At 59.2% G+C, this 12679-nt stretch carries 11 protein-coding genes and 1 riboswitch; of the genes, 4 read left to right on the forward strand and 7 right to left on the reverse strand.

Annotated elements, in window-relative coordinates; all coding sequences use genetic code 11:
• Window positions 1-5: 5 nt before the first annotated feature.
• A complete protein-coding gene (locus tag EG886_RS10985; protein ID WP_164491805.1) occupies window positions 6-953 on the reverse strand; it encodes an ABC transporter substrate-binding protein in 948 nt (315 codons plus the stop codon).
• A gap of 164 nt (window positions 954-1117) precedes the next feature.
• Window positions 1118-1311: riboswitch (cobalamin riboswitch) on the reverse strand.
• A gap of 107 nt (window positions 1312-1418) precedes the next feature.
• Here EG886_RS10985 and EG886_RS10990 point away from each other — a divergent pair.
• From EG886_RS10990 to EG886_RS11005, 4 genes are all read left to right on the forward strand, one after another.
• Window positions 1419-2258, forward strand: coding sequence for an alpha/beta hydrolase family protein (locus EG886_RS10990; RefSeq protein WP_164491806.1), 840 nt, complete (start codon window positions 1419-1421; stop codon window positions 2256-2258).
• Window positions 2259-2488: 230 nt separating this feature from the next.
• Complete coding sequence (locus EG886_RS10995) at window positions 2489-2692, forward strand: copper ion binding protein (protein ID WP_124728174.1); 204 nt, start codon at window positions 2489-2491, stop codon at window positions 2690-2692.
• Window positions 2693-2860: 168 nt separating this feature from the next.
• Complete coding sequence (locus EG886_RS11000; RefSeq protein WP_124728175.1) at window positions 2861-5263, forward strand: heavy metal translocating P-type ATPase; 2403 nt, start codon at window positions 2861-2863, stop codon at window positions 5261-5263.
• A gap of 223 nt (window positions 5264-5486) precedes the next feature.
• Complete coding sequence (locus EG886_RS11005; RefSeq protein WP_241154316.1) at window positions 5487-5813, forward strand: metal-sensitive transcriptional regulator; 327 nt, start codon at window positions 5487-5489, stop codon at window positions 5811-5813.
• A gap of 431 nt (window positions 5814-6244) precedes the next feature.
• Here the strand turns inward: EG886_RS11005 and EG886_RS11010 are convergent, their stop codons facing one another.
• From EG886_RS11010 to EG886_RS11030, 6 genes are all read right to left on the reverse strand, one after another.
• Window positions 6245-7123 carry an SDH family Clp fold serine proteinase gene (locus EG886_RS11010; RefSeq protein ID WP_124728176.1) on the reverse strand — a complete coding sequence of 293 codons (879 nt, stop codon included), beginning with the start codon at window positions 7121-7123 and terminating at the stop codon, window positions 6245-6247.
• Window positions 7124-7156: 33 nt separating this feature from the next.
• Window positions 7157-7324, reverse strand: coding sequence for a hypothetical protein (locus tag EG886_RS13775; protein ID WP_164491807.1), 168 nt, complete (start codon window positions 7322-7324; stop codon window positions 7157-7159).
• A 102-nt stretch (window positions 7325-7426) separates the two neighbouring features.
• Window positions 7427-8224 (reverse strand): DUF2797 domain-containing protein, encoded by a 798-nt coding sequence (locus tag EG886_RS11015; RefSeq protein WP_124728177.1) that lies wholly within the window; start codon window positions 8222-8224, stop codon window positions 7427-7429.
• Between the two features lie 68 nt (window positions 8225-8292).
• Window positions 8293-8859, reverse strand: a complete 567-nt coding sequence (locus EG886_RS11020; protein ID WP_124728178.1) for a glycerol-3-phosphate acyltransferase — start codon at window positions 8857-8859, stop codon at window positions 8293-8295.
• Complete coding sequence (locus EG886_RS11025; protein ID WP_124728179.1) at window positions 8856-9926, reverse strand: YkvI family membrane protein; 1071 nt, start codon at window positions 9924-9926, stop codon at window positions 8856-8858. Before EG886_RS11025 ends, EG886_RS11020 begins: the two co-directional genes overlap by 4 nt.
• 140 nt (window positions 9927-10066) lie before the next feature.
• On the reverse strand, window positions 10067-12640 hold the full coding sequence (locus EG886_RS11030) for a transglycosylase domain-containing protein (RefSeq protein WP_124728180.1): 2574 nt from the start codon (window positions 12638-12640) through the stop codon (window positions 10067-10069).
• Window positions 12641-12679 lie beyond the last annotated feature (39 nt).

Below are 12679 nucleotides of genomic sequence, written 5' to 3' on the forward strand. Positions count from 1 at the left end.
GCCGCTCACTTCTCTCCAGCCGTTTGTTCCGGATACAGGAAAGCGGCGATTTGTTCCACCGCTTCGGGAATGCGCGGCCCCGGGCGGCTCGTCAGATCGGGGTCCAGGTTGTACACCCGCTTGTTCTTGACCGCGCTCACCGTTTCCCAACCCTTGCGGGTGAGAATCTGCTTGTCGCCTCCCCAAGTGTTCAGAATCACGTCGGGATTCCACTTGATCACCTGTTCGGCGGACACCTGCGGCCATCCTTTCATGCCGGCCGCCACGTTCTCCCCGCCGGCCAGCTTGACCAGTTCATTCATGAACGAGTCCTCGCCGCAGGTGAACAACATCGGATCCAGCTCGATCCATACCTTGACCTTTTCCTCTTTCGGCAGGTGAGCCGTCTTGGCAAACACCCGGCGAATCTTCTCCTGCATGTCGGCCACCATCTCATCGGCCTCACGAGCCCGGTTGGTGGCCACCCCCACGATCGAGATCGCCCGGTAGACTTCTTTCACGTTTTTGCCGTCCAGCACCAGTACATTCAGTCCCAATTTCTCCAGGTTCCGGATCGTTGCCGGATCATTGGCGGTATTCGCCAGCACGAGATCCGGCTTCAGGGCCACCACTTGTTCCACATTGACGGTGAGCCCGCCCACTTTGGGGAGTGATTTCACCTCGGCGGGATAATCGTCATTGTCGGTGACTCCGACGACCCTGTCTCCCAGCCCCAGGGCAAACACGATTTCCGTGTTGCTCGGAATCAGCGAGATGATCCGCTGCGGTTCCTTTTCAATCTTGACGATCCGACCCGTCTGATCTTTCACGTCCACCGGATACTTGATCCCCTGCGGTTTTTTCGGCGACATCAAGTTCACGGAACCTTCCTCTTGCGCCGCACAACCGGCCACGAGCGAAAGAATGAGCAACAGGGACAAGAGCATGGACCAAACACGTTTGACTGACAACATCTTTCTCTTCTTCTCCTCTCCATGATGTGGATACAGAAATTTCTGCCGCGCCGGGCACAAAAAAATCCCGTGCCGGCGAGACACAGGAAGGAGAAGAGCATGCAAAACCGAGCGGACGCCCATGCGTGACCGCGGCATGCGTCTCTCCTTTGCCTCGAAGGAGATCGCCGTGTCGGAGAAAGGCAGGTCTCCTGGCTCATGGATCACCGAACCGGCCGCGCCTTCCCGTCTCTTTTCGCGACAGTGGCCCGATGCGACCGTTCTCCCCATTCACAGTGGCGGGACCGCGCCGGATTTTCACCGGTCTTCCCTCTTCGCTCTCCGCTTTCGCGGAAAGACCTTTCCCCCAGTTCCGATCCTTCGCTATCATTATATCTGACAGAGAATGCGGTTTCAATTTTGCCAACAGTCGGGAATGACTTCAAAATCGGCATGTCCCTGGAACACATGCAAGGAGGAACACGGATGAACACAGCGTCGTTTCTGATCGATCTCGGCAAGGAACACCGCGTCATTCGCGGAAACGTCACCCTGCCCGCCGGAGACGGTCCCCATCCGGTGGTGATCCTGTGTCACGGATTCAAAGGATTCAAGGACTGGGGGTTTTTCCCGCCACTCGCCGACAAGCTGGCCCGGGAAGGGTACGCCGCCATTCGCTTCAATTTCTCGATGAACGGTATGGGAGAAAACCCCGAATCCTTCGATGAGCTGGACAAATTCGCCCGCAATACCTTCAGCCGCGAACAGGAGGATCTGGCCGTGCTCCTGCGGGAACTCCGCCATGGGAGACTGCCGTTTTCCGGACGATTGGATGCGGATCGGGTCTCGCTCCTCGGGCACAGCCGCGGCGGAGGAAACAGCCTGATCTTTGCCCTGGATCATCCGGAGATCCGGTCGGTGGTCGTCTGGAACAGCATCCACCGGGCCGACTTTTTCGATCCGTCCTTCATCGCCGAGATTCGCGAAAAGGGAACGGCCCATGTGACCAACGCCCGAACCGGGCAGAACATGCCCGTTTCCCGGGAAGTGTTGGACGACATCAACGCCAACCGGGAGCGGTTCGACATCCTCGGCCGTCTGCCCAAGCTCGCCTGCCCTCTTCTCGTGGTGCAGGGAGACGCCGACGCTCCCCGTTTGAGGGAAGGCGCACCGAAATTGGCGGCCGCGGCTCCCCGGGGACGGCTTCACGTCATTCCGGAAACCGGCCACACGTTCGGGGCCGTCCACCCGTTTGCCGGGATGACTCCGGAACTGGAACAAGCGATGAAGGTCACGGTGGACTTTTTGAAGGAATCTCTTAATTGAGCGCGTGCGGAACGTCGTGAGGAATCGTTCCGCACGACCGGGTCCCGGGCTTCCGAGTTTGTCCGCATGACTCCGGAACGGACGGGCATCATAAGACGGAAGCATCCCGTCGATGCAAACCGTTCGTTCCCCCATCCTTTACATACGGTAGGGGGGTATTGTATAATGAGGTCAAAACGGAACTTCCGATGGATGATCCCGTCCATCGGGACACAAGGAGCGATGCAAGGATGAAAACCGTGGAACTGAAGGTTGAAGGCATGTCTTGCGGTCATTGCGTCAAAGCGGTGGAAAGCGCTCTCGAGCGCATCGGTGCCGAAGGAACGGTCGATCTGGCCGGCAAAACCGTGACCGTCCGCTTTGACGAGAACCGGCTCTCTCTCGAAAAGATCCGCGAAGCCATCGAGGACCAAGGGTATGATGTCACAACCTGAACCGAACCGGCCTGACGGTTGCCGGGACGCGAACGGCCCGCCTTTGCCGCGGGCCGATTTCCGCCGGAATGATTTCCCGGCATGTTTCCGTCACCCGGCGGGAGCATGCCGGTTCCTGTTTGAAACGTCGGTCCACGCTCATGAACATGACGCAGGGAGGTGAACCCCGTGACGATTCGCGACATCACCTTGCCGATCGAGGGCATGACGTGTGCAGCCTGTGCCGCCCGCATCGAAAAAGGTCTGAAACGACTCGACGGCGTGGAGGATGCACGGGTCAATTTCGCGCTCGAACAGGCCACCGTCAGGTGGAATCCGGGGAAAATCTCCGTGAAGGAACTGGAAGCCAAAGTCCGCGATCTGGGCTACGCGGTACGCACGGAAACGGTGGAGCTGGAGATCGGCGGCATGACATGTGCGGCCTGCGCCGCCCGCATTGAAAAGGGACTTCGCCGCATGGACGGGGTTGTGGAAGCGACCGTCAACCTGGCTCTGGAACGCGCCACGGTGGAGCTGCTGCCCGGGACGGTCTCCCCGGACCGGCTGATCGCCAAAGTGGAACGGCTCGGATACACCGCACGCCTGAAAACCGGGGAAACTCCCCGGGACAGCCGCACGGAAGAAGCGGGAAAGCGGCGACGGCGTCTGCTCATTTCGGTGCTGCTCTCCATCCCTCTCCTTTGGACGATGGTATCCCACTTCACCTTCACCTCATGGATGTGGGTGCCCGAATTCCTCATGAATCCGTGGGTGCAGCTTCTTCTGGCCACGCCCGTTCAGTTCTGGATCGGAGGCCCGTTTTACGTCGGCGCTTACAAAGCGCTCAAAAACCGGAGCGCCAACATGGACGTGCTGGTGGCCTTGGGGACTTCGGCCGCGTATTTCTACAGCCTGTTTCTGATCCTGACCCGGCCGCCGGATCACCACATGCCCGAACTGTACTTTGAAACGAGCGCCATCCTGATCACGTTGATCCTTCTGGGCAAATGGCTGGAGTTCCGGGCCAAAGGACGTGCCTCCGATGCAATCCGCAGGCTGATGGGGCTTCGTGCCCGCTCGGCCACCGTTCTTCGTGACGGAAAAGAAGTGCGGATCCCCGTGGAAGAAGTGATCCCCGGCGACCTTCTCATCGTCCGACCCGGCGAGAAAATCCCGGTGGACGGCACGGTCACGGACGGCCGATCCGCCGTGGACGAGTCGATGCTCACCGGCGAAAGCATCCCCGTGGACAAAAAACCCGGAGATCCGGTGACGGGCGCCACCGTCAACGGCCACGGAGCGCTCACCGTTCGTGCCGAACGGGTGGGCAAAGACACCGTGCTGGCCCAGATCATCCGGGTCGTGGAAGAAGCCCAGGGATCCAAGGCTCCCATCCAGCGCATCGCCGATCGCATCTCCGGCATTTTCGTCCCGGTGGTTGTGGCGATCGCCGTCGCCGTCTTCTGCCTGTGGCTGTTCATCCTTTCCCCCGGACAGTTTTCCACCGCGCTGGAGAACGCCATCGCCGTGCTGGTGATCGCTTGTCCCTGCGCACTCGGCTTGGCCACCCCCACCTCGATCATGGCGGGTTCGGGGCGGGCGGCCGAAGCGGGCATCCTGTTCAAAGGCGGAGAACATCTGGAGATCGCCCACCGGATCGATACGGTCGTCCTGGACAAAACCGGAACCGTCACCCGCGGGGAACCGGTACTGACCGACGTGATATCGGCCGGCAACCTGGAGGAACGCGAGTGGCTCCGGCTCGCCGCCGGAGCGGAGATCCGCTCGGAACATCCGTTGGCCCGGGCCGTGGTGGAGGGCATTCGCGCCCGGAACATTGAAGCGGGAGAGCCCGAGCGGTTTGACGCCGTTCCCGGTCACGGCATCCGGGCCGTGGTGGACGGCCGGGAAGTGTTGGCCGGGAACCGGCGCTGGATGACGGAAAACGGCATCGACATCCGCGAAGCTCTTCCCCGGCTCGAGGAGCTGGAATCCGCCGGGAAAACCGCCATGATGTTTGCCGTGGACGGCGCTTGGTCGGGCATCGTCGCGGTGGCCGATCCGGTGAAGGAAACCTCCCGGGAAGCGATCGGGCAGCTGCATGAGCTGGGCATCGAGGTGATCATGATCACCGGTGACAACCGGCGGACGGCAAAAGCCGTGGCCGATCAGGCCGGCATCGGCAAAGTGATGGCCGAAGTGCTGCCGGAAGGAAAAGCTTCCGCCGTCAAAGAGCTGCAACGCCAAGGGCGCAAGGTGGCGATGGTGGGTGACGGAATCAATGACGCTCCCGCCCTGGCTGTGGCCGATCTGGGCATGGCGATGGGCACCGGCACCGACGTGGCCATGGAAACCGCCGACATCACCCTGATGCGCGGAGATCTTCGGGCCATTGCCGGCGCGATGCGAATCAGCCGGCTCACCATGCGCAACATCCGGCAAAATCTCTTCTGGGCGCTGTTTTACAACTCGCTCGGCATCCCCGTCGCCGCCGCCGGCCTGCTGAAACCGTGGGTGGCGGGAGCCGCGATGGCCTTCAGCTCGGTATCCGTCGTGCTGAATGCCCTGCGTCTGCAACGGGTGAAGCTCTGAAAACCGAACACATGACATCCCGGGAAGCCGCAGCGGGGCCTTCAGCAAAACCGGCGGGCCGCCCCCCGGGATGCACAACGTTCAAACATTTTTCAGCAACTTCCCGCCCGTTTCATCCGTCATGGAGATACCCGAAACCGGGACGGAGGAAGTCGCATTCCGTCCGCCGCTTTTTCCCCGCGGCAGGCGTGCGTTCGCATCGCCGGTGGAAGGAGGCAAACCGTTGGAACACACCCGCTTGAACCATGACGCAAACCACGAAGACGCATGCGCCCGGAAAAGCCATCATCCGGAAAAGGTGAAAACCAACCTGATCACCCGTCTCAACCGGATCGAAGGCCAGATCCGCGGCGTGAAAAAAATGATCGAAAACGACACGTACTGCGATGACGTGCTCAACCAGATCGCCGCCGTCCAAGCGGCGCTGAACGGCGTCGGGAAAATGCTTCTGGAAAATCACCTCAAAAGCTGCGTCGTGGAGCGTCTGCAAGAGGGGGATCTGGAAGTGGTGGACGAGCTGATGACCACCATGAAGAAACTGCTCAAATGAGGGGCACAACCCGACGGAAAGGGTCCGGTCCCATGAAAAAATCCGCCGGGCGCATGCCGGCGGATTTTCCGGGCCGTATCGGGATCACGTTTCATCCCAGCAAAAAGACTGGCGGGAAATGCCAGCCCTTTTGCCCAAGGGGGTCAAACAAGATGTGATTAGGTGTTCGCACATTTAGTATATCAAATATTTCGACGCAGTGTAAACCCTTTTTTTACGGAAATCGTGAACTTTTTTATTTCCGGAAATGCCTTCGATTGGATGTTTCCCACTTGATGAGAGGAAATCCTTGAAATTTACAGATCAATCATTGACATTTTCAGAAATCGCCGGTTGTCTCCGGTTCATCCTGCATCATCCGGCCTTCTCCGGTATTCCGGTTCCGAACATGAAAAACCCGGCCGGGTCATGCCCGACCGGGAGTCGAACGCTCAAATCATGATGGACGAAGTACTGCTTTCAAAGATTTTGATTCCAGCCTTCTCGCGCATCATGACCAGATATTTGGTATACAGCCGCCAATAGGCCTGCCACAGAGGATCGGCGAACGACCGGTAATGGATCTTCAGCCCGAGACGGGTGGCTTCCTGGTGATCGATCACCGTTCCGTGATTGGGATACTTTTCGATGTTGCTGAGCTGCTCCGCCACTTTCCGTGCCGCCCGGACGTCATTTTTGAACATGGAACGGCTCAACCACTTGACAGCCAAACGTTTCGAATGTTCGATCGATTTGTGACAAAAATCGATCAATGCGGCATCCACCCCTTGCAAGAAGGGCAAATACGCAGGGTTGAGCGGCTGTCCGCCGGCATGCTCCCGCTTGATCAGCTCGAGCCCGTTGAGAAACGCCTGTGCCGGACGATATTGATACCCGAACGTCGTGGGAATGGACACCTGGGGATCAATCGGTCCGAGTTCCGATGTATCGCTCATCATGATCTCATCCGCCGCCAGCGAAATCAGCGTCGCTGCGCTTTTGGCCGCCTGGGGAACGACGACGCGCAAGTGCCTGGTTCTGGACAACAGCGTGTGCACCAGCGTTTCCGCCGCATTGGGGTCACCGCCGGGGCTTTCGAGGAGCAGATCCACGTCACTGTTTTCATCCAGCGAGGCCACGATTTCACAGAAGGGGGCGATATCCTCACGCAAAATGGCGCTCTCGGGATGGGACAGATTGGCGATATACACCAAAATCCTTCGCCCGGTCGCCTTCTCCATTTCGCGGATGAACTCCTGGCGTTCATATCGGTCACGGTGAATCGCATGGTACAGCGGTGTCTGATTGGGCATGGGCATTTTAAAGCTCATCGTGCCCGCACTCACCCCCGTGGGATCTTTGGTTTAGTCCCGGTACGGTCGGCCGTACAGCTTTTCTTTTTTCGGTCTCATCCCCAACAATTCCATATCCTGCTTGAGCTTCTGCATGTTGCGGGCAAGTTCCTCGTATTCGTTCTTCTTGTTCCAGCGTGCCAGGAGTTCCTCCTTGGCCGCGATCAGCGCGTGAAGCATGTACGTTCCTCCTTGAAAACCGCAGGATATCTTAAGTATACTATATGTTTTCATCTTCAGGAAGGTCTCATGCATCCGACCCTGGTCACAAAAAAACGAAACTCACCCGTCCAGCGCCAGATTCACCTTGTACCCCGAGTGCTTGCGCACATTGAGCACCCCGACATCGAGCACCAGATACTGCCCCTTGATCCCCATGAGACGGCCGTTGATCTCCGGTTGCTTGTCGAGACTGATCGACTTGACGGTTTTCGGCGGTTCCACTTCCGGGTAGCGGATCTCGGTCACCTCCACCTCTTCCAGCCACCAGGTCCGGTACTCCTCCGGCAGAAGGGCCCGCACCTCTTCCCGAACGTCAAACAGATCACGATCGGCCACTTCGTTTTTCAGCATTTTGCGCCAATCGGTCCGATCGGACAAAAAACCGGCCAAATGCGCTTCGATGACGCCGGCCAGGTGGCGGGTGGGGACTTCGAGAATGGGCATGGCCCGCACCGCTCCCTGGTCGATCCACCGTTCCACCATGCGCCGCTTGCGGGTGATGCCCACTTTCACGTCACTGCTCAGGGCCAGATAGACAATGTGCGGCTGCATGCAGTGCTCTTCCCCGAACTTCGGATCCCGGCACGTTCCCCTCTCAAAATGGCACATCGACGGTTTCACGATGCACAGGTCGTTTTCCGCCAGTTTGGTGAAGCACGGCCAGCATGAACCGCAGTTGTAGGTTTTCTTCACTTTCCTTCCGCAATGGATGCAATGAATCTCACCGAGGAACGAAATCCGCACCGTGCGGCCCAGCCACTCATCCAGCGGTATCTCTTCGCCTCCCACTCTCGCGAAGAACGAGACCGGTTCCCCGTATTGATGCGAAAGCGGCAGGAGATGTCCCGTCCGGTCCAAGGCAGGTCATCCTTTCTTTCCGTGGACTTCCTCTTCCCACTCCCTGCCATTGTACCATCTCCGGAAGATCAGCGAAACGGATTTTTGAAGCGGTACGGAGGCTCCAGCCCCCGCCGGAACCGTTTCCACCCCGGTCTGAGCCGGAGAAGGATCAGGACGCCCAACACCAGCACCACAAACCAGACCGTCATTTGGGAGATGAACACCAGCCCCAGCAAAATGACGCCCACCGTGGTGAAAAACGAGGCCAGGAACAGGTAACGGGTGGCCGCCAGAGACAGCAACCAGATGATGACTCCGATGAACATCAGCACCGGGCTGAGGATGAGCAGCGCCCCGGCCGCCACCGCCAACCCCCGGCCGCCCCTGAATCCGAGAAAGACCGAATACATCGATCCGAGCGTCACCGTGACGGCCGCGAAACAAGCCCCCGCCCAACCGGCGACGCCGAAGGCCAACAAGGTGGCGGCCATGCCCTTCACCACGTCGATCAAGACCAGCAAAAACGCTTCCCGGGGATACAGCGCGTGCGGCGGAGGAATCCGCCCGGCCACGGACAAACGGGGAACCGCCCACAGATGCAGCGGAAACGCCCCGATCAGATAGGCGATGATCACCGCGAGAAGCCATTTCATCCGGACCCCTCCTTTCCGACCGGTTTCCAGGGAGGCGGCAGCCGCCGGAAGATCAGCATCATCAACAGAACGAGACCGAAATAGCCGAAGAGCGGGTACAGAAACCTGACCAGCACCGGAAATCCGATCAGGGACAACAGGTATCCCGCCGCGAACACCGCGATCGCCGACGCCTGCCGGCTCCAGCCCGCCATCCCGGACAAGCCGGCCGTCAGACCGTACACATTGCCCACCAGCGTGGTGAAAATTTCCGCCCACAGCACGCCCAGAAAGAACAGGCGAATCCCTTCGCCCAGCGCCCGGATCACCCGTGCCATCGGGATCTCCATCACCGACGCCTCGGCAAAATACAGCCCCAGGGCAAAATGGGACGCCAGCAACATGGCGCCCAGCCCCAATCCGCCGAGCCAGCCCCCGAGCCGCAACGTCCGCTCGTCCTTGATCTGCGCGCCCAGCGGCACCAACACGGCCTGGGCGGAAGCCAGATTGAACGCCACGTACGCCGTGGCGGACAGCAGCCAGTGTCCCCCCGTTCGCACGGGATCGGCGACGCCGGCGAACGCTTCGCCGTCCGCCGTCCACGCATGAACCGCGGCGAGGACCGTGAACAGAATCATCGCGGGCACCACGATCGAATTGACCGCCAGGATGCCGCTCATTCCCCGGACGATCACCCAGAAGGCCAGGAGCGCCGTTCCCGCCACCCCGAGATGAAACGGGAGTCCCAGCTGCTCCCGGAACAAAGAGCCCGTTCCGGACATCATCGCGGTGGTCACGCCGAACAGCATCACGCCGGTCCAGACCGTCATCCACCCGCCGAGCCGCCCTCCGAACAAGTAGTCGTTGAATTCCTCGTAGGATTGCGCGTCCAATCGGGCCCCCATGCGCATCATCCGCGTTCCCAGCCAGCCGAACAGCAGCGAAGCGATGACGATGCCCCACGCCCCGGCCGGTCCGAAGCCGGTGAAAAACGTCAAGATCTCCTGTCCGGATGCAAATCCCGCGCCCACCACCGTCCCCATGAAGGTGAACCCGATCCGGACGGCCGCCGACCAGCTCCCCTTCACCCCTGCTTCCCTCCTTGTCCTCTCCCCATCAGTGTATGGGACGGGAAAAGCAGGTAGAACCCCGATCGGAACCGGCAGGCGGACACAAAAAAAGACCAGCGAGTTTTCGCTGGTCTCATCCGGCCTTCCACCGGGATTGATCAGTTCCTTCCGAAGGGCCAAGTACCCGGACCCGGATTTTTTCTGTCACCGTCCCCGCCCGGCGGTTCAGTGCCGGGGTCGTCATCTTTTCTGCCCGGACGACCGTCATCATGGCCGCCTCTGCCATCCCCGTCCTTGCCGTCATCGTTTCCGTCGCCCGGTTTCTCTTCCTTTTTCTCCGGTTTCAGCTTCACCGTTGCGGGATCGGAAGCCATTTCGGCGTTTTCGGGATCATCGGCTTCGGTGTCGATGGCCACCACACGATAGGTGTAGACTTTTTCGCCACCGCCTCCGCCACCGAGCCAGTCGAGGAAGCCTCCGCCACCGTCATTCGGCGGCTGGACGGATGTGTCTTCAAATTGGGTCGAACCCGGTCCGGCTTCGCCCACCACCTGGAAGTCTCCGCCTTCGGAACGCTCGATGCGGAACTTCACGCGGGAGCTCATCCGTTTCCAACGAACGATGACCTTGTTCTCTTTGGCGTTGTACTTCGCTTCGATGATTCTGGGCGGCTCAAGCTTGAACGGCGGCTCCGGTTCCGGAACGCCCGGGTTCTTGAATTTCTTCTTGGGCGTATCCTTCAGCGTTTCCGACATCACATAGCTGAAGATCTTGGCCGGCGCGCTGCCACCGGTCATCTCTGGGCCTTTTTCTTTCTCGTAGAAGAGCATGACCGCTCCCACGAGATCCGGCGTGTACCCGACGAACCAGGCCGATTCTCCTTTTTGGGTCGTTCCCGTCTTGCCGGCCACGTCCCGACCGTCCTTCAGCCGGGCTTTTTTACCGGTTCCGTCCTCGACGACCTGTTTCAGCATCCGGGTCATGTAATACGTGGATTTTTTGTCAAACACCTGTTTCTCTTCCAGATCATCCGGCTTCTTTGTATCGCCGTTCGGTAATCTCACTTCCTTGATGGTATGAGCCGGAATGTAGGAGCCGAAGTTGGGATACACCGAATACGCCTGAGCCATCTGGACGGTGTTCACACCTTTGCTCATTCCGCCCAAGGCCAACGGGGCCCATCCCTTGTCCGCCTGTTCCATCGGCAACCCCAACTCTTGGGCGTACCGGAAGGCACGTTCCAGTCCCATCTCTTGCAACAGGTGAATGGTGGACAGGTTGAGCGACTGTTTCACCATTTCCTGCATCTCGACGTCCCCTTTGGCATCGCCGCTGTAGTTTTTCGGTTCCCATTCGCCGATTTTGATCTTTTCATCTTTCACTATACTGTATTCATTGTAGTCCTTGTCCTTGATGGCCGGCGTGTAGACGGTGAGCGGCTTGATCGTCGAGCCCGGCTGAATCAGCTGGGTGGCGCGGTTCATGAAGCCCGGCGCGAACTCGCGTCCTCCGCCCACGGCGGCGATCAGACCCGTTTTCGGATCCAGCAGGGTGATCCCCGCATCGGCTCCCGTCAGGGGTTTGCCATCGTTGTTGGTGAACAGCTCATCCTTTTTCAGAGCCTCTTCCACCGCTTTTTGCGCCTTCGTGTTGAGTCCGGTGAAAATGTGGTATCCGCCTCTTTCCAGTTCTTCCCGGTCGATGTTGTATTTCTCTTTCAGTTCCTTGGCCACCAGATCCTTGTAGGCGGCATACCCGGACTTGACTGCATACCTTTTGTAGCAATCCTCGCAGACTTCCAGCGGTTTTTTCGCCAGTTGTTCCGCTTCTTCCTGGGAAATCAGCGGCGGCATCACGTCATCCACCGGCAAGACCAGCTTCAGCACGACGTTGCGCCGTTCGATGGCCTTTTCTTTTTTCCGCAGCGGGTTGTAGGTGGTGGGTGCCTTGGGCATGCCGGCCAGCATGGCCGCTTCTTCCTTTTTCAAGCTTTTTTGGGTCAAATCCACATCGAAATAAACCTTGGCCGCCATTTGCACCCCGGCAATCTCCCCGCCGAAGTTGATGTAGTTCAGGTACGCTTCGAGGATCTTGTCTTTCGAATAATCCTTCTCCAGCAGGAGGGCGCATCCCAGCTCGCGGATTTTCCGGGTCATCGTCTTGCTGTCGTCCTGCAGGACGATGTTTTTGCACACCTGCTGGGTGATGGTGCTGGCTCCTTGCGCCGCACCGAAGGAAACAATGTTTTTGATGACCGCGCGTCCCAGCCCCTCAAAGTCGATGCCGTTGTGTTCGTAGAAGCGGCGGTCCTCCACCTTCACGAAAGCATCCACCATCAAATTGTTGTGCTTACGCAATTCTTCGATTTTCACATGCTCCCGCAATGCCGCTCCGAACTGGGCCACGACTTGCTTATTACTATCATAGATTTTGGAGACCTGCGGCATGTTTTCCGCCTCAATGCTCTCCAGGTCGTAGAAATCGGCGGACAGCATGATGGCGGAACAACCGCCCACGGTCAGCAGGAGCACGGTGAGCAGGACCAGCAGGATCCACTTCATGTTGAAGAAGCGTCGCCAGCCCGTTTTCACGCTCACTTTGCCTGCGCCTCTCGCGGAGCGGGCGCTGCGGGACGTGGGTCCCACCCGCTGGCTGCGGGACCGGGGAGGCATCGGGGTGTAGCTGCTGCGCAGCTGATCCCGGCGATCATTGTTCCTGCGGAAATCGTCCATCGCGCCTTCCCTCCTGTTTTTTCTTCTCGTCACTCGCGT

The organism is Staphylospora marina (assembly GCF_003856495.1).
Taxonomy (GTDB): domain Bacteria; phylum Bacillota; class Bacilli; order Thermoactinomycetales; family Thermoactinomycetaceae; genus Staphylospora; species Staphylospora marina.